This window comes from Amycolatopsis xylanica (genome assembly GCF_900107045.1).
Classification (GTDB): Bacteria; Actinomycetota; Actinomycetes; order Mycobacteriales; family Pseudonocardiaceae; genus Amycolatopsis; species Amycolatopsis xylanica.
This window is the reverse complement of sequence record NZ_FNON01000001.1, coordinates 295,377-321,278: the sequence shown is the minus strand read 5'-3', so window position 1 is coordinate 321,278 and position 25,902 is coordinate 295,377. Positions and strand designations below refer to the sequence as shown.

Annotated in this window: 24 protein-coding genes; 7 read left to right on the top strand and 17 right to left on the bottom strand. The window is 70.3% G+C overall.

The window, feature by feature from the left end:
• The first annotated feature begins 109 nt into the window (after nucleotides 1-109).
• The gene (locus tag BLV57_RS01310) at nucleotides 110-2,368 is read left to right on the top strand and encodes an ATP-binding protein (protein ID WP_091285505.1); all 2,259 of its coding nucleotides are present in this window, start codon (nucleotides 110-112) and stop codon (nucleotides 2,366-2,368) included.
• Here BLV57_RS01310 and BLV57_RS01305 read toward each other — a convergent pair.
• The 4 genes from BLV57_RS01305 to BLV57_RS01290 are packed head-to-tail and all read right to left on the bottom strand — an operon-like array spanning nucleotide 2,365 to nucleotide 6,774.
• Nucleotides 2,365-3,630 carry an MFS transporter gene (locus tag BLV57_RS01305; protein ID WP_091285502.1) on the bottom strand — a complete coding sequence of 422 codons (1,266 nt, stop codon included), beginning with the start codon at nucleotides 3,628-3,630 and terminating at the stop codon, nucleotides 2,365-2,367. The genes BLV57_RS01310 and BLV57_RS01305 overlap by 4 nt on opposite strands.
• Nucleotides 3,631-3,635: 5 nt before the next feature.
• On the bottom strand, nucleotides 3,636-4,838 hold the full coding sequence (locus BLV57_RS01300; RefSeq protein WP_091285499.1) for a cytochrome P450: 1,203 nt from the start codon (nucleotides 4,836-4,838) through the stop codon (nucleotides 3,636-3,638).
• Nucleotides 4,774-5,799 (bottom strand): ATP-grasp domain-containing protein, encoded by a 1,026-nt coding sequence (locus tag BLV57_RS01295; RefSeq protein WP_143046946.1) that lies wholly within the window; start codon nucleotides 5,797-5,799, stop codon nucleotides 4,774-4,776. The genes BLV57_RS01300 and BLV57_RS01295 overlap by 65 nt, the downstream gene beginning before the upstream one ends.
• A gap of 21 nt (nucleotides 5,800-5,820) precedes the next feature.
• Nucleotides 5,821-6,774, bottom strand: a complete 954-nt coding sequence (locus tag BLV57_RS01290) for an aKG-HExxH-type peptide beta-hydroxylase (RefSeq protein WP_176968462.1) — start codon at nucleotides 6,772-6,774, stop codon at nucleotides 5,821-5,823.
• Nucleotides 6,775-7,247: 473 nt separating this feature from the next.
• On the opposite strand from BLV57_RS01290, the gene BLV57_RS01285 reads away from it, so the two are divergent.
• A complete protein-coding gene (locus BLV57_RS01285; protein ID WP_091285487.1) occupies nucleotides 7,248-8,405 on the top strand; it encodes a 2,5-dihydroxypyridine 5,6-dioxygenase NicX family protein in 1,158 nt (385 codons plus the stop codon).
• Here BLV57_RS01285 and BLV57_RS01280 read toward each other — a convergent pair.
• From BLV57_RS01280 to BLV57_RS01250, 7 genes are all read right to left on the bottom strand, one after another.
• Nucleotides 8,402-9,373 carry a helix-turn-helix domain-containing protein gene (locus tag BLV57_RS01280; protein WP_218134553.1) on the bottom strand — a complete coding sequence of 324 codons (972 nt, stop codon included), beginning with the start codon at nucleotides 9,371-9,373 and terminating at the stop codon, nucleotides 8,402-8,404. The genes BLV57_RS01285 and BLV57_RS01280 overlap by 4 nt on opposite strands.
• A gap of 228 nt (nucleotides 9,374-9,601) precedes the next feature.
• A complete protein-coding gene (locus BLV57_RS01275; protein WP_091285481.1) occupies nucleotides 9,602-10,306 on the bottom strand; it encodes a hypothetical protein in 705 nt (234 codons plus the stop codon).
• A gap of 60 nt (nucleotides 10,307-10,366) precedes the next feature.
• Complete coding sequence (locus BLV57_RS01270; protein ID WP_091285478.1) at nucleotides 10,367-10,840, bottom strand: dihydrofolate reductase; 474 nt, start codon at nucleotides 10,838-10,840, stop codon at nucleotides 10,367-10,369.
• The gene (locus BLV57_RS01265) at nucleotides 10,837-11,634 is read right to left on the bottom strand and encodes a thymidylate synthase (RefSeq protein ID WP_091285476.1); all 798 of its coding nucleotides are present in this window, start codon (nucleotides 11,632-11,634) and stop codon (nucleotides 10,837-10,839) included. Before BLV57_RS01265 ends, BLV57_RS01270 begins: the two co-directional genes overlap by 4 nt.
• Nucleotides 11,635-11,685: 51 nt before the next feature.
• A complete protein-coding gene (locus BLV57_RS01260) occupies nucleotides 11,686-15,258 on the bottom strand; it encodes an nSTAND1 domain-containing NTPase (RefSeq protein ID WP_091285473.1) in 3,573 nt (1,190 codons plus the stop codon).
• A gap of 56 nt (nucleotides 15,259-15,314) precedes the next feature.
• Nucleotides 15,315-15,965: a response regulator gene (locus BLV57_RS01255; protein WP_091287809.1), complete on the bottom strand. Its 651-nt coding sequence runs from the start codon at nucleotides 15,963-15,965 to the stop codon at nucleotides 15,315-15,317.
• On the bottom strand, nucleotides 15,965-17,245 hold the full coding sequence (locus tag BLV57_RS01250; RefSeq protein ID WP_091285470.1) for a sensor histidine kinase: 1,281 nt from the start codon (nucleotides 17,243-17,245) through the stop codon (nucleotides 15,965-15,967). Before BLV57_RS01250 ends, BLV57_RS01255 begins: the two co-directional genes overlap by 1 nt.
• A gap of 132 nt (nucleotides 17,246-17,377) precedes the next feature.
• On the opposite strand from BLV57_RS01250, the gene BLV57_RS01245 reads away from it, so the two are divergent.
• Together BLV57_RS01245 and BLV57_RS01240 are read left to right on the top strand one after the other, a co-directional pair.
• The gene (locus tag BLV57_RS01245) at nucleotides 17,378-18,178 is read left to right on the top strand and encodes a CPBP family intramembrane glutamic endopeptidase (RefSeq protein ID WP_091285468.1); all 801 of its coding nucleotides are present in this window, start codon (nucleotides 17,378-17,380) and stop codon (nucleotides 18,176-18,178) included.
• A gap of 122 nt (nucleotides 18,179-18,300) precedes the next feature.
• Nucleotides 18,301-18,702, top strand: coding sequence for a DUF7715 family protein (locus BLV57_RS01240; RefSeq protein WP_091285466.1), 402 nt, complete (start codon nucleotides 18,301-18,303; stop codon nucleotides 18,700-18,702).
• Between the two features lie 12 nt (nucleotides 18,703-18,714).
• Here BLV57_RS01240 and BLV57_RS01235 read toward each other — a convergent pair whose 3' ends face one another.
• Nucleotides 18,715-19,341, bottom strand: a complete 627-nt coding sequence (locus BLV57_RS01235; RefSeq protein ID WP_091285463.1) for a TetR/AcrR family transcriptional regulator — start codon at nucleotides 19,339-19,341, stop codon at nucleotides 18,715-18,717.
• Between the two features lie 140 nt (nucleotides 19,342-19,481).
• Here BLV57_RS01235 and BLV57_RS01230 point away from each other — a divergent pair, with 140 nt between their 5' ends.
• Nucleotides 19,482-19,733: a hypothetical protein gene (locus BLV57_RS01230; RefSeq protein ID WP_091285461.1), complete on the top strand. Its 252-nt coding sequence runs from the start codon at nucleotides 19,482-19,484 to the stop codon at nucleotides 19,731-19,733.
• 118 nt (nucleotides 19,734-19,851) lie between these two features.
• Entirely contained in the window at nucleotides 19,852-20,667 is an 816-nt protein-coding gene (locus tag BLV57_RS01225) for an enoyl-CoA hydratase-related protein (RefSeq protein WP_091285458.1), read from the top strand.
• Between the two features lie 391 nt (nucleotides 20,668-21,058).
• Here BLV57_RS01225 and BLV57_RS01220 read toward each other — a convergent pair whose 3' ends face one another.
• The 4 genes from BLV57_RS01220 to BLV57_RS01205 are packed head-to-tail and all read right to left on the bottom strand — an operon-like array spanning nucleotide 21,059 to nucleotide 24,670.
• The gene (locus BLV57_RS01220; protein ID WP_091285457.1) at nucleotides 21,059-21,538 is read right to left on the bottom strand and encodes a universal stress protein; all 480 of its coding nucleotides are present in this window, start codon (nucleotides 21,536-21,538) and stop codon (nucleotides 21,059-21,061) included.
• Between the two features lie 51 nt (nucleotides 21,539-21,589).
• Nucleotides 21,590-23,146, bottom strand: a complete 1,557-nt coding sequence (locus tag BLV57_RS01215; RefSeq protein ID WP_091285454.1) for an acyl-CoA carboxylase subunit beta — start codon at nucleotides 23,144-23,146, stop codon at nucleotides 21,590-21,592.
• Nucleotides 23,139-23,921, bottom strand: coding sequence for an SDR family oxidoreductase (locus BLV57_RS01210; protein ID WP_091285452.1), 783 nt, complete (start codon nucleotides 23,919-23,921; stop codon nucleotides 23,139-23,141). Before BLV57_RS01210 ends, BLV57_RS01215 begins: the two co-directional genes overlap by 8 nt.
• On the bottom strand, nucleotides 23,918-24,670 hold the full coding sequence (locus BLV57_RS01205) for an SDR family oxidoreductase (protein WP_091285450.1): 753 nt from the start codon (nucleotides 24,668-24,670) through the stop codon (nucleotides 23,918-23,920). The genes BLV57_RS01210 and BLV57_RS01205 overlap by 4 nt, the downstream gene beginning before the upstream one ends.
• 98 nt (nucleotides 24,671-24,768) lie before the next feature.
• On the opposite strand from BLV57_RS01205, the gene BLV57_RS01200 reads away from it, so the two are divergent.
• Nucleotides 24,769-25,377: a TetR/AcrR family transcriptional regulator gene (locus BLV57_RS01200; protein ID WP_091287808.1), complete on the top strand. Its 609-nt coding sequence runs from the start codon at nucleotides 24,769-24,771 to the stop codon at nucleotides 25,375-25,377.
• Between the two features lie 46 nt (nucleotides 25,378-25,423).
• Here the strand turns inward: BLV57_RS01200 and BLV57_RS01195 are convergent, their stop codons facing one another.
• On the bottom strand, nucleotides 25,424-25,900 hold the full coding sequence (locus tag BLV57_RS01195; protein WP_143046945.1) for a hypothetical protein: 477 nt from the start codon (nucleotides 25,898-25,900) through the stop codon (nucleotides 25,424-25,426).
• Between the last annotated feature and the right edge of the window lie 2 nt (nucleotides 25,901-25,902).

Genomic DNA, 25,902 nt, shown 5'->3' with positions numbered 1-25,902 from the left:
GGCCGGGGTGAGCGAGTGGTACCTCTGCTCCGTTAGCCGCAGCGGAGTCACCACTCGCGCGGACACACAACTCTGGCCGAGCTCGATCGCGCGACGAGGGGGTGCGGACGTGGCCGGCGGGTTCGGCGAGCTGCTGCGGCAGTTACGGCGTGCGGCGGGAATGACACAGCAGCAACTGGCCGAGAGTTCCGGCGTGTCCGTTCGCTCCATCAGCAGGCTGGAAGCCGGACAACGGACCAACCCTCGCTTGGACACCGTGCGCGGGCTGGCCGACGCGCTCGGACTGGAGCCGGACGCGCGGCGGGGACTGCTCGCCGCCGCGGGCGGTGACACAGCGGTCGCGGCGGATCCAGGTCCGCCCGCGCAGCTTCCCGTCCGGTCGGCGATGTTCGTGGGGCGCAGGGACGAACTGACCAGGCTGGACAGGACCTTCCACGCCGCCGGGCCGGGTGGGACGGTGGTGGTGTCGGCGATCGGCGGCGGGGGCGGCTTCGGCAAGACCTGGCTGGCCGTGCGGTGGGCACACGACAACGCCTACCGGTTCCCCGACGGGCAGTTGTTCGTCGATCTGCGCGGCTACAGCCCCACCGGCCAGCCGATGCCACCGGAAGAGGCGATACGCGGATTCCTCGACGCACTCGGCGTGCCGCCCGCCGCGATCCCGATCGGCCTGCCAGCCCAGACCGCGCTCTACCGGGAAGTCATGGCGGGACGGCGGATGCTGGTGGTGCTGGACAACGCCCGCGACACCGACCAGGTACTCCCCCTGCTGCCCGGCGGGGACACGCACGCGGTGATCGCCACCAGCCGCGACCGGCTCGCCGGCCTGATCACCGGCCACGGCGCCACGCCGCTGCCGCTGGACGCGCTGGACGACACCGATGCCTGGCAGCTTTTAGCCCGGCGCCTCGGATCGGACCGGCTGCGCGCCGAGCCCGGCGCGGTCACCGAACTCCTGGCCCGCTGCGCCGGTTTGCCACTGGCGCTGGCCGTGACCGCCGCCCGCGCCGCCTTGCGGCCCGACGTTCCGCTGGCCGAGTTGGCGGGCGAGCTGCGCGACAGCGGGGCCCGCCTCGGGGCGCTGGACACCGGCGACCCCGCCGCCAGTGTGCGCGCCGCCCTGTCCTGGACCCACGACGCGCTCACCCCCGCTCAGGCCGAGGCGTTCGCGTTGCTGGGGCTGGCCCCCGGACCGGACATCAGCCTGCCCGCGGCCGCCAGTGTCACCCACCTGTCCGACGAGCAGGCCGGCGAAGTGTTGCGAGCACTGGAAAGGGTTTCACTCATCCAGCGCCACGCGCCCGGCCGCTACCGCATGCACGACCTGGTCAAGCTCTTCGCCGCCGACCAGGCCCGCCACGGCCTGCCCGTGCCGGTGCGGGAGGCGGCGCTGCGCCGGCTGGCCGACTTCTACCTGCACACCGCTTTCGCCGGCGGCAGGCTGCTCGACCCCCATCGCCAGCCGATCGAACTCGGCATCCCCGCGGCCGGGTGTCACCCCCACCCGCTGCCCGACCGCGCGGCAGCCCTCGAGTGGTTCGAAGCCGAGCACCCCAACCTGCTCGCCACGCAACGACTCGCCACCGAACACCACTGGGACCGGCAGGCGTGGCAGATCGCTTGGGGGCTCAACGACTTCCTCTGGCAACAGGGGCACAGCCGCGACTTCCTCGCCGTGTGGTCCGCCGCCCTGACCTCGGCCGAGCGGCTCGCCGACCCCTTGGCGCGCAGTCTCGCCCACCGGGGCCTGGGCCGGGTCCACTCCCTGCTCGGCCACCACGACGAGGGCCTGGACCACCTGCGCCGCGCCTTGGCCGTGGCCCAGGACGCCGGCGACCAGCACGGCCAGGGCCATGCCCACCGGTACCTCGCCTGGGTCTGTGACCGGCAAGGGAACTGCCGGCAGGCGCTACAGCACGAATCCGCCGCACTGGAACTGTTCCGGGCACTCGACCTGCCCGCCTGGCAAGGCGATGTGCTGAACATGATGGGCTGGAGTGCGGCGCTGAACGGCGACCACGACCAGGCTCGCGAACACTGCGAAGCCGCGCTGGCCCTGCTGCAGCGTCACGACTTCCCCCTCGGTGTCGTAGCCACCCTGGACAGTCTTGGCTACATCGCCCGCCAAACCGGCCGCCATGCCGATGCCTTCGACTATTACCAGCGGGCCCACAGCCTGTGCCGCGACCTGGGCCATACCAACTTCGAGGCCGAGATCCTCGACGGGCTGGCCCACGCCCACCTCGCGCTCGGCAGGCCCGAGCAAGCCCGCACGGCTTGGCGACAAGCTCTGGGGATGTTCCAAGCCCAACACCGTGCCACCGACGCCGATCTCGTCACCCGGCGGCTGGCCACCCTTCAGGACTAAAGATTCCGGTACGGCCTGCTGAAGAATCCGACCGAGAAGGCCGCTGACACGCCCAGCCCGGCGACGATGATCACGACCTCCGGGGCGGCCGTGCCCAAGACGGCCCCGGCGAGCAGCGCGGAAACGGGGTGGGCGAGACCGGCGCAGGTCGCCAGCAGGCTCATGACCCTGCCCAGCGCGCGGGCGGGCACCGTCCGCTGGAGCATCGTCATGTAGAAGACGTTCACCAAGGCCTGCAAGGACGCGGCGGTGAACATCGCCGCGGTCGCCACCACCAGCGACGAGCCCGCCGGGATGACCGCCAGTGCAAGCCCTTCCGCGATGCCGACGCAGAGCGCGATCAGCCCGCGACGGCGCAGGCGAAGCAGCGCCGGGCCCAGCAGCGCTCCGATGACCGAGCCTGCGCCGAGGCCCGCCATCATGACCCCGAACCCGAAGGCGCCGCGGCCCAGCGAATCCTGGGCGAAGATCGGCAGCGCGACCTCGATCAGGCCGACAGCGGCCAGGTTGAACACGAGCGTGGTCAGCAGGTTCATCCACACCAGCGGAGAACCGGCGGCGTAGCGCAGCACCGATCGCCAAGTCTTCAGCCGTTCGCCGTCCTGGACGTCGTCAGTGTGCGTCTCCTCGGTTTTCGCGGCCGCGGGCTTGGCCGGGCGGATCGCCAGCAGGGTCAGGCTGGACACCAGGAAGGTGGCCGCGTCGATCAGCAGACCCACGCCGCTCTTGAATGACCCGACGAGCGTGCCGCCCAGCGCGGGCCCGGTGACCCTCGACGTGCTCTGCATGATCTGGATCAGGGAGTTGCCCGCGGCGAGCGAGCCGGGGCGGACGATCTGCGGGAGTACCGCGAACGAGGCGGGCATGAAGATCCCGCCGAGTGCGCCGAACGGGACCGCGACCATGATCATCGCCCACAGCGGGATGCGGCCGCCGGCGGCGAGCCCGACGAAACCGAGCACGACGAGCGCGCGGAGCGCGTCCGCGGCGAGCATCACCGGCCGGGAGCCCAGGCGGTCGGCGAGCGTTCCGCCGACCGGGAGGAAGGCCAGCCTGGCCAGTCCGTAGCAAGCCAGCACCACGCCGAGGTTCGCGGGGCCGCCACCCTGGTTGAGCATGATGAACGGCAGGGTGACCAGATAGATGCCGTCGCCGATCTGGGAGAGCAGCTGGCCGATGAGGTACAGCGCGAAGCGCCGGTCCCGCAGCGGAGCCAGCAAGCGGACGGTGTTCTCCTCGGCGGTCAAGGCCGGTGCGGTCATCTTCCTCACCAGGTGACAGGCAGATTGTGGATGCCGTAGAGGAGCGATCCGTCCTTAAAGGACAGTTCCTCGACGGGGGCGGCCAGCCGGAGGCCGGGCACCCTGGCGAACAGGGTGGTGAACACGACCTCGAGTTCGACGCGGGCCAGGTTCTGCGCGACGCACCGGTGGATGCCGTGACCGAAGGCCAGCTGCTGCCGCGCGTCGCGGTCGAAGTCGAGTTTCTCCGGATGAGGGAAGACGCTTTCGTCCCAGTTGGCCGCCGCGGTGGACACGACCACGCCGTCACCCTTCTTGATCATCATGTCGCCGACCTCGATGTCGGCCAGCGCCACCCGCAGCCCGCTCGGGTCGGTGATGCTGGTGTGGCGCAGGATCTCCTCCACCGCGCCCGGGGCGCGGGCCGGGTCGGCCCGGAGCGCGGCGAGCTGCTCGGGGTTCTCGAGCAGCAGCACGGTGCCGAGTGAGATCACGTTGGCCGTGGTCTCGTGCCCGGCCGTCAGGAGCGACAGGCACAACGCGGAGATGTCGTCCGGTCCGAGTACGCCTTTCTCCCGGTTCCTGGCGATGACTCGGCCGATCAGATGATCTCCCGGCTCGCCGTCCTCGTTCAGCTTGGCCGCCACCAGATCGCTGAGGTACTCCCGCAGCATGGCGTCCGCCTTGTCGCGGTCGTCCGAGCTGCTGTTGCGGTCGGCCATCACCTTGCTGGTCGAGTGGAAGAGGTCGCGATCGTGATATGGGACGCCGATCACCTCGCAGATGACCTGCGACGTGATCGGGCGGCACAGCGTCTCCACCAGGTCGGTCGGCCGGTCGCCGTCCAGCATCATCGTGATGTGCTCGTCCACGATCTTCTGCACGCGGGGCCGCAGCTGCTGCGCGCGTTTGTGGGTGAACTCGGGGATCACCATCCGGGTCAGCACCGTGTGCTCCGGCGGGTCCAGGCTCATGAGGGACGCGTTGACGTCTTCTCTCAGTTTCCGGGACAGCGGCAGGTAGAACGGAAAATTGGGGTGCAGCCGGTTCGTGCTGGCATTCCGGTCGGCGAGGAATCGGCGTACGTGCTCATAGCGCGTGATCAGCCAGGCGGTCCGCCCGCTGGGCAGGGTGATCTCGGCGAGCGGCGCCCCGGCACGCAGCTCAGCGTACTGGTCCGGCGGACGCATCGGGCAGGACCGGGGCATCGGGTACGCCAGTGGCTCCATCTCGAGACTTTCCTTTCGGACGTGGCATGAACGCCTTCTCGGCCGCGGCGAGGGCCCGCGCGCACCCTGCGACGGTGTCGTCGACGACAACGCTGTAGGCGTAACGAAGTGAGCGCCGATCGGGCGCGGGGAACGCCTCCGCCACGTCCACGGACAACGGCAGCCGGGTCTCGTCCGCGTGCACCGGGCCGATGGCGGTATCCGGTTGCGCGGTAAGGAATCCGACGGCGGCGACGCGGTGGGCGCGCGCGGGGATCGGGTCGGGACGTAGTCCGAGTGCGACCTGCACCAGGACACGGCCGGGGTTGACGCCGTCGGCGATCGACGCGGCGTAGGGCACGAGGTCACCGCTGAGTCCCCAGTGGACACTGACGACCTTCGGTCCGCGTGCGGTGCGTGTCACCCGGGTGTGGGTGACGCCGTAACGCACGCCCGCCGACCGCTGCGCGGCCATCGCCACGGCGGTCGTCTCCTCGTCGGCGAACGTCGAATCCACTATATAACCCGAACCTGTCAGCTCGGGAAGAACGGCGTCGATCCGCCTGCTGACGAACAGCGGATACGGTTCGCCGTCGACACAGGCGATGTCGAAGGTGAGGTCGTCGGCCGACACGTCGTGGACTTCGTCCTGCTTGTGGCTTCGGGCAACGACTTCCGGCTCAGTGGCCGGCAGCCCGAGCGCAGCGGCGGCGTGTGCGCACGCCACCGAACCGGCACCGTCCAAACACGACACTCCGTCGACCGTCGCCCGTTCGGCGAGGCGCGTGGCCGCCTCGGCCACGGCCGCCGCGTCGCCGGTGTCCACCACCGTGTAGCCGGAGACATAGAGTTTCTCCCAGGTCGGCTCGGCATCCCCCAGCAGCCACACCCGTGCGTGTTCGGCCATCAGGCTCAGCAGATACTCGTGGTACACCCGATGGCCGCCGCCGACGACGATCAGCACTGGTGATCGGCCTGTCATGGCTCCCCTCTCCGGACTCGGTCACGCCGCCCGCAACGAGTCCTCACACGCGCGAAGGTCCTTGAAGTAGTCGATGCCCTGAGCCGTCCACTCGGCTTCCCTGCCGAGGATGTCCAGGCTTTGCGACAGGTTCTTCAGCGCCTGTTCCCTTCGCTCGTGCGCCTCGTCGGGAGCGCCTGCCTCCACGGTCCAGCGGTGCAGGCCGGTGGCCATCCGGGCCAGTACGTGCGCCGAATGCAGGACGCCGAAGATCGGCCTCGGGTCCGGCCGCAGCGGATGCGAGGCCAGCGCCGAGCCGTTGAGCACGAACGGCCCGAACGAGTTCCGCAGATACAGGGCATGATGACCGGTCTCGTGCAGCAGCATCTCGAACGCGGCGGCCACACTGCCCAGCGATTGCGGCGCGGCATAGATGACGCCGTACGTCTGCTCGACCGTCGCCGAGCGGAACACCGTCCCGTCCACGTACACGATCGACTGCACCAGGGTCCGGAACTCCCGCGCGGCGGCGGGCCACACCCTGGCGAGCACCTCGGCGGCTTGGTCGACGTATGCCTGGGAACTCAGGGCCAGCGGCCGGGACAGCGTCAACGACTGGGCGTTGTCGACCCGCTGGATGTCGTCTTCGAGGTAGCGAACGCTTTCGTCGAGCCAGCGCACGCCGTCGCGCTCGGGCAGATGCTCCAGCGGTGGCCGGGCCGGTCCGCCGTCCACGGTGTACAAACCGGCGTCGGCATGGAGAGCGTCCGCGTCCACGGGGCCGACCGTGACCATGCGGACGACACTCGGGTGCAGCCACGTGAGACGCCGCCAGCCATCGGGTCCGTCCGGCGGCGTGCCCTGTCCGGCGAGACTCGTCCAGAGGCGGCGGCCGAGCCGCCGGTGATACACCGTCGCCAACGCGGCGGTCGCGTCCGGGTCTATCTCGAATGAGGTGAGCTGATTTCGCAGATATTCCTCGGCGGAGGATGTCATCGCACTACGCTCCTGAGTCATTACAAGCGACTGCGTTGATATTCGGCGTCAATTCCCGAGTCTACATGCGCGGCAATAAGCCACCATCGCCGATGATGGCCTGTTCATGCCGCGCCGTTCGCTGGCAGGAACTGACCACTCGCGACAGGCGAACGCGTGCAGAAACATGGGGCTCGCCGGCAGGTAGCCGGTGTGGTCTCGACGGAAGGTTCACGCAATGCCTGACTCTCAGGAGCTGCAGACCCTGCTCACCGCCATGGCCGAGTCCGAGCCCGAGCCCGGCAAGGCCGAGCAGACCGAGTTCGGAACCATCGCCTGGTATCTGGCCACGCAGTAAGGGATACCGACGGCACGGCGAAGTAATTGCCGCGACGCGTTATCAAAGGTCGGTGACTCCGTCGGCACTCATGCCGGCGGAGTCACCGCACCCGGCCAGTAAATCGTTCACTTCGGGCGCTATTCAAGGAGCAACAATGACTGCGCAGATGGTCGACGAGCGGGTCTTCGAGGGAGTCGGCTCGCTGTTGGATGACTATGTGATGATCCGCGACCAGGACAAGTTCGTGATCACCTACACGCCCGACAGCCGAGAGCCCGCGGCGTGGGTCGCGCTCGGGCTCAAGCACCGCGGTGTGCCCGCCGACATCGTTCCGATGCGCCCGCTGGAGGACAGCGAGTTCGCCGAGCGGATCGGCAAGGTGCTGCCGGATCCGGACACGCTGCCGGGCAGGCTGGTCATCATCACCCTCGAGCGGGACACGATGTCGCACTTCGACGTGCTCGCGCCGCTGCTGAGCCGGTACGGCCATGACAAGATCATGATCCTGCGGATCATCAGCGCGTCCGCCGACTTCTTCACCAGGGCGCTCAACGTCAGCCCGGCGGAGTTGTCGTCGCTCAACGGCACGCTGCTGCACCGGCTGGACAACGCCAAGCGAGTCCGCGTGACCACCGAGGGCGGAACGGACATCACGGTCGACCTCGACAGCGAGAAGTACCAGTGGATCAGCAACCGGGGAATCTGGCGTCCCGGTGGCTTCACGATCCTGCCCGCCGGGGAGATCGCCACCTACCCGGCCAACGTCGAGGGGGTCCTGGTCGCCGACGGCGCCTACAACGCCAACATCATCAGCGACCTGAACGCGAAACTGGCCGACAACCCGGCCAGGGTGGAGATCGAGGCGGGCAAGGCCGTGTCGGTCAGCTGCGACCGCCCGGAGCTGCAGGAGATGTTCCAGCTCTGCCTGGACAGCCCGAACGGCCGCAACGTCGGCGAGTTCGGCCTCGGCACGAACCACGGTGTCGGCGAGTTCAGCACCACGAACTCGCACATCAACGAGCGCAGCTGCGGTCTGCACCTCGGATTCGGCGCGCACAACCAGAGCTTCACCCGGGTCGAGTACATGGCGTGGGCCCACCTCGACCTGATCACCATCGGCGGTCTGATGTGGATCGACGACGAGACGGAGCCCATCGACCTGACCCGGGTCCAGCCGCTCGACGTGCCCCACCCGGTGGACGCGCTGGACGAGGACATCACCGGCGACTGCTGCGGCATGGGATACCGCCAGCTCAAGGGGCTCTCCGAGGACCCGTCCTGCCAGGTCCCCGGAGTCCGGCCGGGACACTAGTCCAGGTCGTCGAGATCGACCCAGCCTCGTGCCACGGCCCGTGCGCCCGCCTGGAACCGGCTCCGCGCGTCCAACCGCGCGAGCAGCTCCGAAGCGACGCGGCGGGCCGTGCGCACCGAGACACCCAGGCGGCGGGCGATCACCTCGTCGGTGCACCCTTTCCCCAGCAGCTTGAGCGCCTCCCGACCCTGGTCGGTCAGGCCGTCCGCGGCACGTGGCCGGGGCAGCCCCAGCGGCGTCGAGGTCCGCCACACCGACGCGAACAGGGTGTACAGCGCACTGACGACGCCGCCGATCGAGACGACGACCGCCGATTCGTCGTCCTCGTCGTCGGCGTTGACCGGCACCATGGCGATCCGCCGGTCGACGACGAACATCCGCTGGGGCAGCGACGGCGCGGTGCGCACCTCGCTGCCGAGCTCGGACAGCCACTGCGCGTACCCGGCCGCGGCGGGATGGTTGCGGATGCTGTCGAGGTAGATCGTGCGCAGGCGCACGCCCCGGTCGATGGCGTCGGAATCCAGGAATCGATCGCCGGGCAGGTTCTCCGCGAACTCCGCGCCGCCCGGCATGAACGAGCACACCTCCCATTCACACGACGCCGCTATCTCACGGAGCCGCCGCCGGATCGCCGCCGCGCCCGTTAAGTGCTCGACGCCGGAATCAGCCGATTTGGGCCGGGATTCGGAATGCTGGGAAAGCAACCGCGCGAGCGCGAGTTTGCTTTCTTCGATTTCCTGCTGCCTTCGCGCGATCTCGGCCTGCTGCCTGGCGATCAATGCCGCCATACCGATCTCGGGATCGACGAGCTTCGGTGTCCGCTGCCGGCCGGTGTCACCTTCCTGCAGCAACGCCATTTCCGTCAATTCGTCCAGCGCCTCACGGACTTCGTGTTCCGTGAGATCGAGATGATCGGCGAGATGGTGCTGGTCACCGCCCGCACAGTCCAGCAACGCCAGATATACCATCTCGGAGGTACCACTGAGCCCCAGTGCTTCTAACATTAGAATCATCCCCCAGGATGCAATTCTGTAGTAGAATTACACTATTGTAACGCCCGAGCCGTTGTCAACAGGGCCACTGAAACCACCAAACCGGACAGAACAACTCGGGAACGTTAAGCTTTCGCTATAGCAGAACTTTTCCGAGCGCGCATAACGAGAAACCCACAGGGACAGCACGCGAGCGGGTTCTGATCACGCACCGTGACAACGGACGGTGCGGCCGGCGGGCACCGAGCGGAGTTTGTCCCGCAACTCGGCGATATTGCTGTAGAACAGCTCGACACAGGGCGTCGGCACCCAATCCCCGATGCGAGTGCCGAAGGCCACGAGCGGGCCGGACAAATGGACCCAGCCGTCCACCGTCTCCGGCTCGCTCCACTGGCCAGGGATGACGCCGCCCCTCCCCCGGAAGTCGAAGTACGCGGGATGACCGAGGACCTGATCGAGCACCGCGACGATCTTGCCGAGATCAGTGCGGGGGAACGCGATCCCGGACGCGGTTTCGGTGTCCTCGAAGGTGAACGGGTAGCGGTCGTGCCGGATGGTGAGGACGGCGTGCCGGGGCGGGTCGTCGGGGTCGAAGAACAGGTCCCCGTCGCCACGCAGGTACGCGCTGACGCGGCGGATCTCGATCGTCCACTCGCCGACGGTCACGGATGACGCCGGTGCCGAGCGGGCCACGCGGTGCTTTTCCAGCCAGTCGCGGCATTCGGCCAGCTGCGCCCGCTGCCGCCGCAACGTCGTCTCCTGCGAGCGCGAGAGTGCCTCGACCCGCGCATGGTCCCAAGTCGCGTGCAGACGTTCTTGCGTGGCCAGCGAATGCGCACGCTGGGCGAGCATGAGGGCGGCACGCGCGAGCGCGGCACGCGCGGCTGCTTCGGCGGCGAGACCCTGCATCACTCCAGGATGCGTGAAACAGGCCTCCTACATCCACAGCCTGCCGTCAGCCGCCGAAAGTCACGCCGTACGAAGGCTGGCCCATTCGAGGAAGCGGTAGTGCAGACCGGTCGAAGACTCCTGCCACGCACCGGCGGAATCCGGCGCGTGCCCGACTTCGGGAGCGTAGGTATCGCCTTCGAAGTGCTCCTGGATCTCGGTGACCACGACGCGATCCGCGAACGGCAGCGCGGCCCGGTACACCGCCGCGCCGCCGATCACCCAGACGTCCTCGGACACCGCGGCGAGCGCCTGTTCCAGGCCGGGGAAGGTCTCCACGTCCGGCTGGGGCGTGCTGGAAAGCACGAGGTTGCGCCTGCCCGGCAGCGGGCGGAACCGCGGCGGCAGCGACTCCCAGGTGCGGCGGCCCATGAGCACGGCCGCGCCCGCGGTCAGGGTGCGGAAGTGCTTCAAGTCCTCGGGCAGGTGCCAGGGCAGGGTGCCGTCACGGCCGATGACCCCGTTCGCCGACTGGGCCCAGACGAGCCCGATCACACCGCCACCGGCGCCTTGATGCCGGGATGCGGGTCGTAGCCGCCGAGCGCGATGTGCTCGTAGGTGTACTCGAACAGGTCGTCCGCGGGCTTCAGGCTGAGCGTGGGGAACGGCCGCGCCTCGCGGGCGAGCTGCGTGCGGACCTGGTCCTCGTGGTTGTCGTAGATGTGGCAGTCGCCACCGGTCCAGATGAAGTCACCGACGCCGAGGCCGACCTGCTCGGCGATCATGTGCGTCAGCAGCGCGTAGCTCGCGATGTTGAACGGCACGCCGAGGAACAGGTCCGCGCTGCGCTGATAAAGCTGGCAGGACAGCTTCCCGTCGGCGACGTAGAACTGGAAGAGCAGGTGACACGGCGGCAAGGCCATCCGCCCGATGTCGGCGACGTTCCACGCGGACACGATCATGCGCCGGGAATCGGGGTTCTCGCGCAGCGTCCGCAGCACTTCGCCGATCTGGTCGACGTGCCCGCCGCCGGGTGTCGGCCACGACCGCCACTGCACCCCGTAGACCGGGCCGAGATCACCGTCGGGCGCGGCCCACTCGTCCCAGATGGTGACGCCGTTGTCCCTCAACCAGGTGACGTTCGCGTCACCGCGCAGGAACCACAGCAGCTCGTACGCGATCGACCGGAAATGGACTTTTTTCGTTGTGATGAGCGGAAAACCGTCGTCCAGCCGGTAGCGCATCTGATGCCCGAAGATCGACCGTGTGCCCGTCCCGGTGCGATCTTCCTTACGGGCGCCCGTTTCGAGCACGTGGCGAAGCAGGTCTTCGTACTGCGTGTCCGGCATGCGTGGGAGCTTAGACGAGCCGGGGACCCATCAGCCGAGGTGGGCGAGGTGCTAACCGCAGAGCCGGCGGAACGGCACGGTGAAAACGCGCCGGTCCCACTGGTCCGGCGACAGCGGGCTCGCCAAGGCGCACAGCCGCCCCGCGACCTCCGCCGGGTCCGTGCTCCACAGCCGGACCGTCTGGTCCTCACCGCTCGAAGCCACCTGCTTGCCGTCGGGGCTGAACGCGACCACGTAGGCGAGCCCGGTGTGGCCGGTCAGCACCGCGGGTGGGTTCGGCTTGGCACGATCGGTCACCTCCCAGATCCGGGACGAGCCGTCGTCCGACGCGGTGGCCACGAGCTTTCCGTCGGGGCTGAACGCCACCGAGCTCACCGGCGCCGCGTGCCCGGTGAGCTCCGAGAGCAGCACCGGCCGTGCCGGGTCGCCGAGATCCAGCAGGTGGACGGTGTGGTCGTTCGACGCCGTGGCCAGCGTGCGGCCGTCCGGCGCGAACGCGACCGAACTGACCGCGTTGGTGTGGTCGGTCAGCCTGGTCAGCAGCCGCGGCGCGCGCGGGTCGGCGACGTCCCAGAGGCGTCCGCTGTAGTCGTTGCTGCCGGTCGCCAGCAGGCGCCCGTCCGGGCTGAACGCGAGGCCGAAGATGTCGTTCCCGTGGCCGCTGAGCGCGGGCAGGCGCACGGGCCACGCGGGCTCGGTGGTGTCCCACAGCGTCACGGTGTGGTCGACGCCGGTGACCGCGAGGACGCGGCCGTCCGGGCGGAAGGCGAGCGCGTGTCCCGTCGTCCGGTCGCCCAGCGACGCGACCACCCGTGCGTGCGCCGGATCGGCGACGTCCCAGAGCCGGGTGACCTGGTCCTCGCCCGCGACCGCGAGCACCGGGCCGCGCGGGTCGTAGGCCAGCGTCCCGACCGGGCCACCCTGCTCGCTCAGCACGCCGAGTTCGCGCCGGTCGCCGAGCGCGCGCAGGTGCACCCTGCCTTCGCGGTCGCCGACGGCGAGCTGCGGCCGGTGCGGGTCGAAGGCCAGCGTCGTGGTGCCAGCCCGGTCGGCGAAGACAGGCGGCGGCAGGTGCCACAGCCACAGCCCGCCCGCGGCGTCCCCGGTGGCGAACATCCTGCCGTCCGGGGAGAACGCGGCCCGGCGCGCGGGCTGCGGCTGCGCCATCGAGGTCAGGAGCGTGCCGTCCGCGGCGGCCCACAGGCGGACGGTCTGGTCGTCGCCCGCGGTCGCGATCGTGCGCCCGTCCGGGCTGAAGGTGAGGCCGCGGATCGCGTTGGTGTGGCCGCTCAGCCGCAGCCCGCGCACCGGCCGCCGGACGTCCGCGAGCGAGAAGAGGTCGACGCTGTGGTCGTCGCTGCCGGTGGCCGCGGTGGTCCCGTCGGCGCTGAAGGCGACCGCGCGGATCGTCGCCGTGTGCGTGTCGAGCGAAGCCAGCCGTACCGGTGGCCCCGCCAGATCCCACAGCCCGCCCGCGAAGTCGTCGCCGCCGGTGAGCAGCAGTGACGCGTGCGGGGCGAAGACGAGGCTGCGCACGGCCCCGCGATGCGCGGGCAGCGTCCCGCGAGCCACCGGGCGCGCGGGATCGCCGACATCCCAGACCGCGACGCCGCCGTCTTCCTGCCCGATCGCCAGCAGCCGCCCGCCGTGGCTCAGCGCCACCGCCGTCGCCTGCCCAGGGCCCGCCACCTCACCGGCCCGCACCGGCCGGCCGTCGGACGTGGTCGTCCACAAGCCGGTGGCGGCCGGCTTGTCTGCTGTGGCGAGCAGGCCGGTGACCGGGTCGAGCGCCAGCGCGGTCACCGTGGCGGCTCCCGTCCGCAGCACGGCGCCGGGCACCGGCTCGCCCGCGTGCGCGACGTCCGAGAACCGGGTCGTCCCGTCCAGTCCCGAGGTGACCAAGGTGCGGCCGTCGGCGCTGAACGCGAGGTCGGTGATCGTGTCGGAGTGCGGCTTCGAGCTGGTCACGTGGACAGTGCCGGACGCGCTCAGCAGGCCGCCGCGTGCCTCGGGCGTGTCGGCGACGCGGTACGCGGCGAGGTTGAGCTGCGCCGCCAGCGACGGATCGGTCAGCCGGGTCTGGCCCGCTTCACTGGCGAGCTGCCGCGACACCGCGATGTCGCGTTCGCGGGCCGACGCCGAGTTCTGCACCACCGCGATGGTGGTCGCGACGCCCGCCAGCACGGTCAGCACCGCGAGCCCGGCGACCAGCAGCCGCAGCCGCCGGGTGTGCCGCCGCTCGCGCTCGGCCACCGCGCGTTCACGATCTTGGCTGGCCGTCAGGAAATCGCGTTCCGCGCCGCCGAGCCGGTCGGCGTGCTCGGCCGCCCAGTCCGCGGCGAGCACCAGCCGCGGGCCGCGGTAGAGCATGCTCGGGTGACGGCGCTCGGCCTCCCACGCGGCGGTCGCCTCGGCCAGCTGGTGATGCACGCGGAGGCCGTCACGGTCGGCGTTGATCCAGTCCCGCAGCCGCGGCCAGGCGGACAGCAGCGCCTCGTGCGCGATCGTCACCGTGTCGGCGTCGGTCGTGAGCAAGCGCGCGGAGGTCAGTTCGCCGAGTGCCGTTGCGCTGTCGGACGCCACCGTGTCCAGGCCGGCGGGGCGCCGGGTGTCCTGCTCGCGTTCGCCGATCCGGACCAGGCGCAGCAGCAACCGGCGCGCCGCGTCCCGGTCCGGCGGGGTGAGGGCCGCGTAGACCTGTTCCGCGGTCGACGCCACGGCGTTCGCGATGCCGCCGGTCCGGTGGTACCCGGCCACGGTCAGCGTCGTGCCTTCGCGTTCCGCCCAGGTGGCCATCAGCGCGTGCGACAGCAGTGGCAGCGCCTCGGCGTCATTCACCAGCAGCTCGACGAGACCGGCTTCCAGCGTCAGCCCGGCCCGCTCGGCCGGGCCGGTGATCGCCGCGCGCAGCTGCGTTTCCGTCATCGGGCCGACGGTCACCTGGTTCTGGCGCAAGCCTTCCAGCAGATCCGGGTATCTCAGGCACCTGGCGTAGAAGTCGGCGCGCAGGCTCAGCACGACCAGCGAGCCCTCGGCGGCGATCCCGGCGAGCGACTCGATGAACTCGCGCCGGTCGCGCTCGTCGTCGCGCAGCGTGAAGATCTCCTCGAACTGGTCGACCACCAGCACCTCGGGTGCGGCAGGCCGTTCGATCACCGGCGACGACGCGGGCGTCAGCACGCGGACCGGCCGCGCCGGTCCGGCCTCGGCCAGCGCGGGCAGCAGCCCGGCACGCACCACCGAGGACTTCCCCGCGCCCGACGGGCCGACCACGACGACCGGCTTGCGGTTCCCGAGTGCGCGCTCGGCGACGGCGAGCAGCTCGCGCGTGGTGTCCTCGCGTCCGAAGAACCACGCGGCGTCCGCTGACCCGAAAGCGGCCAGCCCGCGATACGGGCACTGCGGCCGCTGAGCCGCTTCAGCCAGCCGGACCAGCAGTCCCGCCGCGTCGAGCGCGTCGTCGAGCTGGTGCGCGAGGTCCACCGAGACCGGCCTCGCACCGGTTTCGAGCTTGCTCAGGTAGCCCCTGCTGTAGTGGACCAGGTTCGCCAGATCGGCGAGCGACATGCCCTGCCCGGTCCGGATCCGCCGCAGCTCAGCGCCGAACGACGGCGACTCCTCCATGCCCGTTCCTCGTCGGTCGGCGGCCGCCGGTCATGATCGAACCGGCCGCCGCCAGGCTAACCGGTCGTGGCGCGCAGATACGTCAGCACGGCGAGCACCCGCCGATTGGTGTCCTCCGTCTGAGGCAGGTCGAGCTTGGCCAGTATGTTGCCGACGTGCTTGCCGACGGCCGCCTCGGTGACGACCAGCCTGGCCGCGATCGCCGCGTTCGAGTGACCTTCGCCGACCAGGGCGAGCACCTCGCGTTCGCGCGGCGACAGGCGGGCCAGCGGGTCACGGCGGCGCGCCAGCAGCTGGCGGACCACCTGCGGATCGACCACCGTGCCGCCCGCCACCACCTGGCGCAGCGTCGCGACGAAGTCCTCCACGTCGACGACCCGGTCCTTGAGCAGGTAGCCGACCCGCACGCCGTCGCCGGAGTCCAGCAGCTCGGCGGCGTAGCTGCGCTCCACGTACTGGCTCAACGCGACGACCGCCAGTCCCGGATCCGCCCGGCGCAACGCCACGGCGGCCCGCAGGCCCTCGTCGGTGAAGCCCGGCGGCATGCGGATGTCGGTGACCACCAGGTCCGGCCGGGTCCGCTCGACCGCGTCGGTGAGCTCGTCCGCGGTGCCTGCCTGGGCGACCACGTCGAACCCGAACCGCTCCAGCAGCCCGGCCAGCCCGGCACGCAGCAGCACGCCGTCTTCGGCGAGCACGACTCGGATCACGGGCACGGCAACTCCACGCGCACCACCGTAGGGCCACCCGGCGGGCTGGACAGGAACATCCGCCCGCCCACCACGGCCGCGCGGTCGGCCAGCCCGGTCAGCCCGGTGCCGCCCGCCGGATCGGCGCCGCCCACCCCGTCGTCGCTGACCTCCAGCACGAGCGACCCGGCCTGCCGGGAAGCGGAGACACCCGCCTGGGTCGCGCCGCTGTGCTTGGCCACGTTGGTCAACGCCTCGGCGACCACGAAGTACCCGATCGCCTCGACCGGCGCGGGCAGGCGGCCGGGCAGGTCGGCACGCACGCTGACCGGGACGGGCGCGCGATCGGCCAGTTCGCCCAGCGCCGCCGGGAGACCGAGGTCGGTGAGCACCCTCGGGTGAATGCCCCTGACCAGTTCCCGCAGCTCGGTCATCAGGTCCTTGGCTTCGTCGTGCGCGGCCGCGACCTCGGCGTACGCGGGCGAGTCGGACGGCAGGTCCACTTTGGCCAGTCCGAGCCTCAGTGTCAGCGCGACGAGCCGCTGCTGCGCGCCGTCGTGCAGGTCACGCTCGACCCGGCGGCGCTCGGCCTCGAACAGGTCGACCAGCCGGGCCCTCGACTGCCCGACCTCGACCAGCTCGGCGCGCAGCGGGCCGCCGTCGTCGCGCAGCAGCGCGCGGGCCACCGCGCCGTGCGCCGACGTCAGCAGTGCGACCGGGTACGGCGACAGCACGAGCACGACGCCCGCCGTCACGGCGTAAGGGATCGCACCCGCAGTGGTGGTGACGGTGGTGAAGCCGAGCGAAACCGGCGAAGTGCCGTCCACCAGATACGGCGACCCGGCGAGCAACGCGAGCAGCAGCACCAGGCCACAGGTGGCGGCCGCGAGCGGCGCGCCGACCGTGACCAGCAGTACCAGATAGGCCACGGCGCGCCAGGTAGCGGGGTCGCCGTACCGGACCGGTCCGCGCGGTGGATCGCCGAGCGGGCGGTCGTCCACCAGGCGCAACCGGCGACGTTCCAGCCTGGCCACCGGGACGGCCACCCAGGGCAACGCCGCCGCGAGCAGCAGGCCGCCCGCGAGCACCAGCACGAGCATCGAGATCCACGGCGTCGGCTCCCCGAGCCTGGACGCCAGCAGCCAGGGCACGGCCGGTATCGCCAGCGGCGCCAGCGCCATCGCCGCGATCACCGGTGTGCCGGCGAAATGTGCGTACGCGCGCCACGGCCACGCGGTGAGCAGGAACCTGCCGGTGGTCAGCGCCTCGCGCGCCGTTCGTGGTTTCCCCCTGGTCATGGGGCAACCGTATGCGCAGGGGCGTGCCGTGTCCCACCCACTCGGCGTAGTTCCGGGGTAGGCCTGGCCCTACCTCCGAATGGCCCGCTGCTGTCAATGACCGCGCACCCGTCCCGATGATCTTGTTGCGGCATGACCACTGTGCAAGCCCGGCTGAACGGGCTCCCTGTTTTCCTCGGCCTCGCGTTCGGCCTCGCCTGGCTGGGCATGATCGGCGCATGGGCACTCGGCTTCTCGCTGGTGAACCCGTTGGTACAGCTGCCTTTCGCGTTCGCGCCCGCGCTGGCCGCGTTCGTCGTGCGGCGCTGGGTGACCGGCGAGGGTTTCGCGGACGCGGGCCTGCGGCCGCGGCTGCGCGCGGCGTGGCCGCAGTACCTGATGGCCTGGCTCGGCCCTGCCGTGCTCGTCGCCGCCACCGCCGGTGTCGCCGTGCTGTTCGGCGAACATTTGGCTCCTTTGGACGGCCAGATCGGCGGCATGCCCGGCTGGGCGCTGATCGCGGTGCTGTTGCTCGTCGTCCCCTTGCTCACGCCGATCTATTGGGGTGAGGAATTCGGCTGGACCGCCTATCTGCGGCAGCGGGTGTTCCCCGGCCGCCCGGTGGCGGCGACCTTGACTACCGGCTTGATCTGGGCGGTGTGGCACTACCCGCTCGCGTTCGTCGGCTACATCGAGTTCGACGACGTCGTGGCGGGACTCGCCGTCTGGACGCTTTCGTTCGTGTGCCAGGAGGTGCTGCTGAGCTGGCTGCGGGTGCGCGGCGGCAGCGTGTGGACGGCGAGCCTCGCCCACGCGGGCAACAACATGGTGCTGTCACTGCTGACCGGGTTCCTGCTGGCCGGCGTGAACGTCATGGCCGTCACCGTGTACCTGACCATCCCGATGGCGGCGCTCGCCGCCTGGGTGCTGGCCACCGGACGGCTGCGTCCCTAGTCCTGGTCTATTTCGGACGCTACCGGCGAACCCGCTACGCCCAGCCGGTTTCCCGAAACTGTCGGTGCCTCCTGCTATCACTGGATCATCGAAGAACCAGCACACGAGGACAGGAGACGGACATGAAGATCTTGGTGGCCACCGGCCAGACCCAGGGCAAGCGGACGAACGACTACAACTGGTGCGTCGAAGGCGAACTCGTCTTCATCGAGCCCGCCTGCGCCAGCGACGAACGGGACGCCGACGGCGAATGTGGCTGTGGCAGAGCGTTTTCCGGGCTCAGTTCCCATCGGGCGACCACGACCGCGCGGGTTGCCGAACTGGCCGGCTTCACGGAGGCCGGGTACGTCGAAGCGCTCCGGGCGAGTCTCGCTGACCAGGGCTACCCGGCCTGGCTGGCACCGGAAATGGCGGAGTCGCTGCTCGATCTGGTCAGTCTCTGGCCGCCGGGCACGGTGGTGGAACGAAGACTCGACGAGATCCGGCCGCGCGTGGTGTTCGCGCGGTCCCGCCCGCCGGATTAGTCAGTGCGCGACTCAGTCAGGGCGCAACGACGAAAGGAGCAGGTCGGCGTAATGGTCACCGACCTGGCGAGCCGAAAGCGAACCGCTGCGGCGGTACCAGGAACCGAGGTGGTGCACTGAACCGAAGAAGAAGTCGACGATGACGTCGGCGGGCTTGTCGTCCCGGAATTCGCCGGTGGACTGCCCTTCCTCCACCAGGGTGCGGAAGCGCTCGTGGTACTTGCGGCGTTCCGCGCGTACCGCCTTCTGCTTCTCGGCGCTGAGCTGGTGCATCGACTGCATGAAGATCTTGTTGTCGTCGAGGTTGGCGATCGTGGAGACCACGACGTCCGACGCGGCGGCGCGCAGGCGCTCACGCAGTGGCTGCTCGGTGACGGCGACGTTCTCCAGCTGCTCGGTCTGCTCGCGCAGCACGCGCGCGTAGATCTCGTAGAGCAGATCGTCCTTGGAGCCGAAGTAGTGGTACATCGCGCCCTTGGTGACGCCAGCCGCCTCCACGATCTCCTGGACCGAGGTGCGGTCGAAGCCCTTCTTGGCGAAGAGCTTCGTGGCGTGGGAGAGCAGCCGCCGCGGCACGGACGTCTCGTCGGCGTGCACGTCGACGGCGACGGCCGGCTTACGGGTACTTGCTCTCGTCATCGCTGTGCCACCTTCGTCACCTTGCCTGGCCCGCCAGGCCGCGGACCGTCCCACTCGGACAGTAAGCGTACCGACTGGTTGGTCTCGGCGTGGCATCGTCACCCGGACAGCCATGAACACTACCCCCGTCGAGTTGGCTCGTGGTCAGCGCGATCCGCACCTCACTCGAGGCGGCGACGCCGGAAATGTACGGATTCCACTCGGACTGGGAGCACACGATCGCGCGGACACCCGCGTCGGAGAGCACGTGCGCCAGCTCGCGGTCGCGGTACATCGGGCCGGGCGCGGCTTCGACGCTGCGACGGAAGGCGGCCGGCAGGCTCGTGCCCGGCGCCGGTGGCGCGTCGCGCATGCGCTCGTCGCAGCGGCCGAGCCAGGGCTTCGCGTCATAGCGGCTCATCCAGGCACCCTCCACAGTCCGCACCGACCAGTCGGTATGCCGACGTTAGGAGGCGCCGCCTGGCCCGTCAACCCCTCGACGAAAGCTAAGCGCCCGCTTAGTATGGAGCCATGAGCCCAGGATCCGATCAGCAGTCCACAGTGGACGGTGTCGGCCACGTGGTCGACGGCGCGGTCGCCACGGTGACCTTCGACCGGCCCGCCCGGCACAACGCCATGGACCAGGCCATGCAGATCCGCTACGGCACCTTGCTGCGCCGGGCGGGCGAAGACCCGGCGATCCGCGCCGTCGTGGTCACGGGCGCCGGGCGCGCCTTCTGCCCCGGCGCGGATCTCGGGCTGCTCGACGACATCTCCAGCGCGCCGCCGACCGCGGACCTCGACGACCACGAGGGCTTCCGCAACGTGCTCGCCGCGGCCTTCACCCCGAAACCGGTGATCGCCGCGATCAACGGCGGGTGCGCCGGGCTCGGCTTCGTCGTCGCCTGCGCGGCGGACATCCGCTTCGCCGCCGCCGGCGCCAAGTTCGCCACCTCGTTCGCCCGCCGCGGACTGGTCGCCGAATACGGCGTCGCGAAGCTGCTCCCCGAACTAGTCGGCCGAGGCCGCGCGCTCGACCTCCTGCTCTCCGGCCGCACGTTCACCGCCGAGCAGGCCTTCGACTACGGCCTCGTGCAGGAAGTCGTGGCGCCCGAAGACCTCCTGCCCCGCGCGCGGGAGTACGCCACCGAGCTGGCGACGCACAGCGCGCCCCGCTCGATGGCCATCATGAAGGAACAGCTCTTCCGCGAAGCCGCGCTCCCACTGGAAGCCGCCGCGAAAGAGGCCACCGCGCTCATGCTCGACTCGTTCGGCCGCCCGGAACTCCCGGAGGGACTCGCCAGCTGGAACGAGCGCCGCCCGCCGAACTTCCCCGCCTACCCCTGATCCGACCCCACAAGTGGCGCGCCCGGTTCTGACCCCCATGCCGGGAGCGCTTGGCCTGCGAGATGAGGGCTGCCAGTGCGAAACCCGAGTTCAGGCCATCCAATGGCCTGAACTCGGGTTTCGCGAAGATCGGCTCCTCGGACATCGCGGCCACTCCCGTCCATTTGCCCGGTTTTGGGTTCTGGATGGAATGAACGGGGCCTATGTGTCGCTCAGCGTTGCGAAAGTGGCGTTCATGCGGATCGGCGCCCACGCGCGCCCGGACCGGCCGTGCGCGACGACGTGAGCGCCACTTTCGCAACGTTCAACGTTGTGAAAGTGGCGTTCATGCGGACCGACCTAGGGCTTGATGCGTTGCCTGGCTCTGCCGGTCAGTAACCGGGCGCGGCGCTCACGACTCGTCGCGGATGACGAGGACCGGGCAGGGGGCGAGACGGAGCACGTCCTTCGAGGTGCTGCCGAGCAGGAGTTCGCTCAGCCTGCCGTGACGGTGCGCGCCGACGCCGATCACCGAGGCCTTGTGCTCGGTCGCCAGCCGGACCAGTGTCTCGGCCACGGTCACCGCGTCGGCGACGGCGAGCCCTTCCGCACGCAGGCCCGACTTGAGCGCCAGCTCGGCGCCCCGGCTGGCGGTCCGCTGCGCGGAGTCGTGCGCGGCCTTGTCGAGCTGCTCGGCGGTGCGCAGGTCGATCGGCGCCACCGGCCCGGTCAGCGTCGCCGCGGGCCCGGCGCCCAGGTCGAACACCCGGCCCGTCTCCCACACCGTCACGACCAGCGCGTCGCGCTCCCCCAGCAGCTCGCCGACCTCGGCGACCATGCGTTCGGACACGGGCGTCCCGTCGAAGCCCAGAATCACCGGACCGGTTCCCATAGCTCTCACCTCGCCGGGAAGGTACCCGCCTGATCACCTTTCAAACGGGTGTCAGGGTCGCACCCCGAACGACGGCCTGCCCAGCAGTTTCGGCAGCACCCGGTAAGCGTCCTTCACCCACTCGCACAGCAGCGGCCGCGACTCACGCGGGTCGATGACGTCCTCGACGGCGAACTTCTCGGCCGTGCGGAACGGGGAGCGGACCGCGTCGAGGCGCTCGCGGATCGCGGCGATGTGGGCGGCCGGGTCGTCGGCGGCCTCGATTTCCGCGCGGTAGGCGGCTTCGATGCCGCCCTCGACCGGCAGCGAGCCCCAGTCGCCGGACGGCCAGGCCCAGCGGCGGACCAGCCGGTGCCGGTTGGTGATGCCCGCGCCGCCGACGCCGAACACCCGGCGGACGATGATCTCCGCGACCGGCACGCGTGCCTGGTACACGGCGGTGATCGCGCGGGCGCCGCGGCGGATCGAGCCGCGTTTCTCGCCGGCCAGGCCGATCACCATGCCCGCCTGGTCGGTCAGGTTCACGATCGGCAGATGGAAGGTCTCGCACAGGTCGACCAGCCGGGTGATCGCGTCGGCGCCCTCGGCGGTCAAAGTCGCGCCACGATAGGGATCCGTGGCGATGACGCCGACCGGATGACCGTCCAACCTGGCCAGTCCCGCGTACGCCGAGCCGCCGTAGCAGGCGTAGTCGAACACGGAACCGGTATCGAACAGGGCGTTCAGCAACGGCCGCAGCCGATAGGGCTTCCGGCGGTCGCGGGGCACGAGTGAAAGCAGCCCTTCGTCGCGCCGCGCGACGTCGTCCGTGCTCGCCACCACCGGCGGCAAGAAGTCCACATTGGACGGCAGGTATGCCAGGAAATCGCGGATGGCCTGGAAAGCGGCTTCCTCGGACGGGACGATCACGTCGACGGCGCCGCTGCGGCGATGCACGGCGGCCCCGCCGAGCTCCTCCTTGGTGAGGTCCTCCCCCGTCGCGTGTTTCACCAGCGGCGGCCCGGCGACGAACAGCTGGCCCGCGCCTTCGACCAGGACGCAGAGGTGGGACATGACCGCGCGGGCGGCGCCGAGGCCCGCGACGGGACCCAGGCACGCCGAAACCACCGGCACCGCCGAGAGATTGTCGACCACCAGATCCCAGCCGGGATTGAACGGCACGTACGTGAAACCGTGCTGCTCCAGCATCTTCACGCTGCCACCACCGCCGGTGCCCTCGATCAGCCGCACCAGCGGCATCCCGAGCTCGTTGGCCAGCCGCTCGGCGTAGATCTGCTTGCCCATGATGCCCGCGTCGGCCGCGCCGCCGCGGACGGTGAAATCGTCACCGCCCACGGCGACCCGGCGACCGTCGAGCCGGGCGGTGCCCACCACGAAATTGGCGGGCACGAACGAGGACAGGGAGCCGTCGGTGGCGTACTCGGCCGCACCGGCCAGCGCACCGACCTCGTCGAAGGAACCCTGGTCCACCAGCGCTTCGATGCGCTCGCGGACCGTCAGCCTGCCCGCGCCGTGCTGACGGGCGACCTTTTCGGGGCCGCCCATCCGCTCGGCGAGCGCGCGCCTGCGCTGGAGCTCTTCGACTTCGGGCTTCCAGTCCTCAGCCAAGTGCGTCTTCGACCTTCCGCTGCAGCTTGTTCATCCCGCCGAGCCAGCGGCCGGTGTCCGTCGCGCGCGCGGCGTAGTACTGGGCGACCTCGGGGTGCGGCAGGATCAGGAACTCGTCCCCGCCCACGGCCTTGAGCACGTCCTCGGCCACCTTGTCCGGCTCGATCAGCGACGCGCCCATGAGCAGCGCGCCCGCCTCACCGGTGGACTGGTACATGTCCGTGTTGACACCCTGCGGGCACAGCGCCTGCACGCTCACGCCGCGATGGCGGTACGTGGCGCTCAGCCATTCGGCGAACGCCAGCGCGCCGTGCTTGGTCACCGCGTACGGCGCGGAACCGAGACTGGTCAGCAGACCCGCCGCGGAAACCGTGGCCAGGAAATGACCTTTGCCGCGCTCCAGCCAGTCCGGCAGCAGCAGTTTGGCGGCACGCACGTGCGCCATCACGTTGACGTCCCAGGCACGGGCCCAGACGTCCTCGGGGGTCTCCGGGCCGCCGTTGGGCGCGATGCCCGCGTTGGCGCAGAACAGGTCGATGGCGCCGAGCCGCTCACGCGCGACCGCGATCAGCCGCTGGATGCCCTCTTCGCTCGCCGCGTCCGCGGTGACGGCGGTGCCGCCGATCTCCTCGGCGACCGCCTGCGCGCCGTCCGCGGACAGGTCGGAGACGACCACCCGCGCGCCCGCGCCGGCGAACTTGCGGGCCAGCGCGGCGCCGATCCCGCCGCCGCCACCGGTGATGACGACGCCCGCGCCCGCGATCTCCGTGCTCAAATGCCACCGACCAGCGTGATGCCGCCGTCGAGGACCAGCGTCTGGCCGGTGACCCAGCCCGCCTCCTCCGACAGCAGGAAGGCGACGGCGCCCGCGATGTCGGACGGCACGCCGAGGCGCTTCATCGGGTACGCCGAGGCGACCTCCTCCTCACGGCCTTCGTACAGCGCGGTGGCGAACTTGGTCTTGACCACGGCGGGCGCGACGGCGTTGACCCGGATCTTCGGGCCCAGCTCGGCGCCGAGCTCGGTGGTCATCCGGATCAGCGCGGCCTTGCTGACGCCGTACATGCCGATGCCGGGCGAGGCGAACAAGCCCGCGACCGAGGCGACGTTCACGACCGAACCGCCGTGCTCACCCATCCATGCGTCACGCGCGGCACGCGTCCACGCGAGCGGGGCCAGCAGGTTCACGGCCATGATCTTGGCGGCGGCGTCGAAGTCGATGTCCAGCATCGGGCCGTAGACCGGGTTGATGCCGGTGTTGTTGACCAGCATGTCGAGCCTGCCGAACGCCTCGATCGTCTTGGCGACGGCCTCGGCCTGGTGCTCGGCGTTGTCCGACTTGCCCGCGACGGCGATCGCCACGTCCGGGCCGCCGAGCTCGTTGACCGCCTCGGCCAGCGGTTCCGGGTTGCGCGCGGTGATGCACACCTTGGCGCCGCGTTCCACGAGTTCCTTGGCGATGCCGAGCCCGATGCCCCGGCTGGCTCCGGTGACGATGGCCACCCGATCTTTGAACGAGTTCACTTGTGCGGATCTCCTGTTCTGACTAAGCGCCCGCTTATTACACTGGGCGGAACGTGCGGGGTGTGTCAACCCCGCCGGTGATGGAGGAGGAACCGGCGATGACCGTGTCGCTGTCCGCCGAATTGTGGCCGGACGTCCAGCCCGAAGCGGCACGCCGCCTGATGCTCGCCGGGGTCGAGTCGTTCGCCCGGCGGGGCTACCACGCGACCACGACCAGGGACATCGCCGGCGGCGCCGGGATGAGCCCCGCCGCGCTCTACGTGCACTTCCCGTCCAAGGCCGCGCTGCTCTTCGCGATCTCCAAGAGCGGCCACGAGCAGACGCTCGCGCTGGTCGAGAACGTGGTCGCGCGCAAGGCGGGCCCCGCCGAGACGATCCGTGAGCTGACCCAGGATTTCGTCGCCTGGCACGCGCGCAGGCACACGGTCGCGCGCGTGGTCCAGTACGAGCTGCAGGCGCTGCCCGAGAAGGAGCTCGCGGTGGTCGCCGAGCTGCGCCGCCGCATCGAGCAGACGGTGCGCGACGTCATCGGCCAGGGCATCGCCGACGGCGTGTTCACCGTCCCCGACCCGTGGACGGCCGCTCGCGCGGTGCTGTCCCTCGGCGTCGACGTCGCACGCTGGTACACCGACCGCACCCGGCAGTCGCCCGCCGCGCTCGGGCGCGACTACGGCGAGCTGGTGCTGCGGATGCTGGGCGCGGGGTGACACCGCGACAGCCTCGCATACCGACTAGTAGGTATCCAAGCGCGGGTTACGTCACAGCGGGCTCGTAGGTGGCGACGTACGCGCCGCGCACCACGTGTTTCAACGGCTTCGAGCCACCGATCACGTACGCGATCGGGTAGCGCTTCGGCGTCTCGTCCATCGGCATCAGGCGCAGGCCGATCGCCACGCCCACCACGGCGCACACGGCCGACACCAGCACTCCGGCTCCCCAGGCGAACGGGATGATCCCGGCGAGGAAGCCGAACCAGGCGAAGGCGGTGACCCGGAACAGGCCGTCGTCACGCCGCGGCTCACCCATCGACCGGTCATAGCGCGAGCCGTGCACCATCACGCGCAGCGTCGAGTCGCAGCAGTCGCAGCGCACGCTCGCGAAACCCCGCCTGCCTTTCCGTACGGTGACGAGCTGTCCCCGGCCGAAGCGGGATCGGCGCGGATCTTCACCTTGCTCTCTGTGCCCGACAGTCACCCACAGGCAGTCCTTGTCGCGTTCTTCTGCCCCCATGC

What these genes read in the sequence shown, in the direction of transcription:
- BLV57_RS01250 (WP_091285470.1), bottom strand. Translation starts at nt 17,245, where the DNA reads ATGACCAGGGGGAAACCACGAACGGCGCGCGAGGCGCTGACCACCGGC.
- BLV57_RS01295 (WP_143046946.1), bottom strand. Translation starts at nt 5,799, where the DNA reads ATGACAGGCCGATCACCAGTGCTGATCGTCGTCGGCGGCGGCCATCGG.
- BLV57_RS01290 (WP_176968462.1), bottom strand. Translation starts at nt 6,774, where the DNA reads ATGACATCCTCCGCCGAGGAATATCTGCGAAATCAGCTCACCTCATTC.
- BLV57_RS01235 (WP_091285463.1), bottom strand. Translation starts at nt 19,341, where the DNA reads ATGACGAGAGCAAGTACCCGTAAGCCGGCCGTCGCCGTCGACGTGCAC.
- BLV57_RS01305 (WP_091285502.1), bottom strand. Translation starts at nt 3,630, where the DNA reads ATGACCGCACCGGCCTTGACCGCCGAGGAGAACACCGTCCGCTTGCTG.
- BLV57_RS01225 (WP_091285458.1), top strand. Translation starts at nt 19,852, where the DNA reads ATGAGCCCAGGATCCGATCAGCAGTCCACAGTGGACGGTGTCGGCCAC.
- BLV57_RS01260 (WP_091285473.1), bottom strand. Translation starts at nt 15,258, where the DNA reads ATGGAGGAGTCGCCGTCGTTCGGCGCTGAGCTGCGGCGGATCCGGACC.
- BLV57_RS01240 (WP_091285466.1), top strand. Translation starts at nt 18,301, where the DNA reads ATGAAGATCTTGGTGGCCACCGGCCAGACCCAGGGCAAGCGGACGAAC.
- BLV57_RS01200 (WP_091287808.1), top strand. Translation starts at nt 24,769, where the DNA reads ATGACCGTGTCGCTGTCCGCCGAATTGTGGCCGGACGTCCAGCCCGAA.
- BLV57_RS01280 (WP_218134553.1), bottom strand. Translation starts at nt 9,373, where the DNA reads ATGGTATATCTGGCGTTGCTGGACTGTGCGGGCGGTGACCAGCACCAT.
- BLV57_RS01275 (WP_091285481.1), bottom strand. Translation starts at nt 10,306, where the DNA reads ATGCAGGGTCTCGCCGCCGAAGCAGCCGCGCGTGCCGCGCTCGCGCGT.
- BLV57_RS01265 (WP_091285476.1), bottom strand. Translation starts at nt 11,634, where the DNA reads ATGCCGGACACGCAGTACGAAGACCTGCTTCGCCACGTGCTCGAAACG.
- BLV57_RS01195 (WP_143046945.1), bottom strand. Translation starts at nt 25,900, where the DNA reads ATGGGGGCAGAAGAACGCGACAAGGACTGCCTGTGGGTGACTGTCGGG.
- BLV57_RS01245 (WP_091285468.1), top strand. Translation starts at nt 17,378, where the DNA reads ATGACCACTGTGCAAGCCCGGCTGAACGGGCTCCCTGTTTTCCTCGGC.
- BLV57_RS01285 (WP_091285487.1), top strand. Translation starts at nt 7,248, where the DNA reads ATGACTGCGCAGATGGTCGACGAGCGGGTCTTCGAGGGAGTCGGCTCG.
- BLV57_RS01300 (WP_091285499.1), bottom strand. Translation starts at nt 4,838, where the DNA reads ATGGAGCCACTGGCGTACCCGATGCCCCGGTCCTGCCCGATGCGTCCG.
- BLV57_RS01220 (WP_091285457.1), bottom strand. Translation starts at nt 21,538, where the DNA reads ATGGGAACCGGTCCGGTGATTCTGGGCTTCGACGGGACGCCCGTGTCC.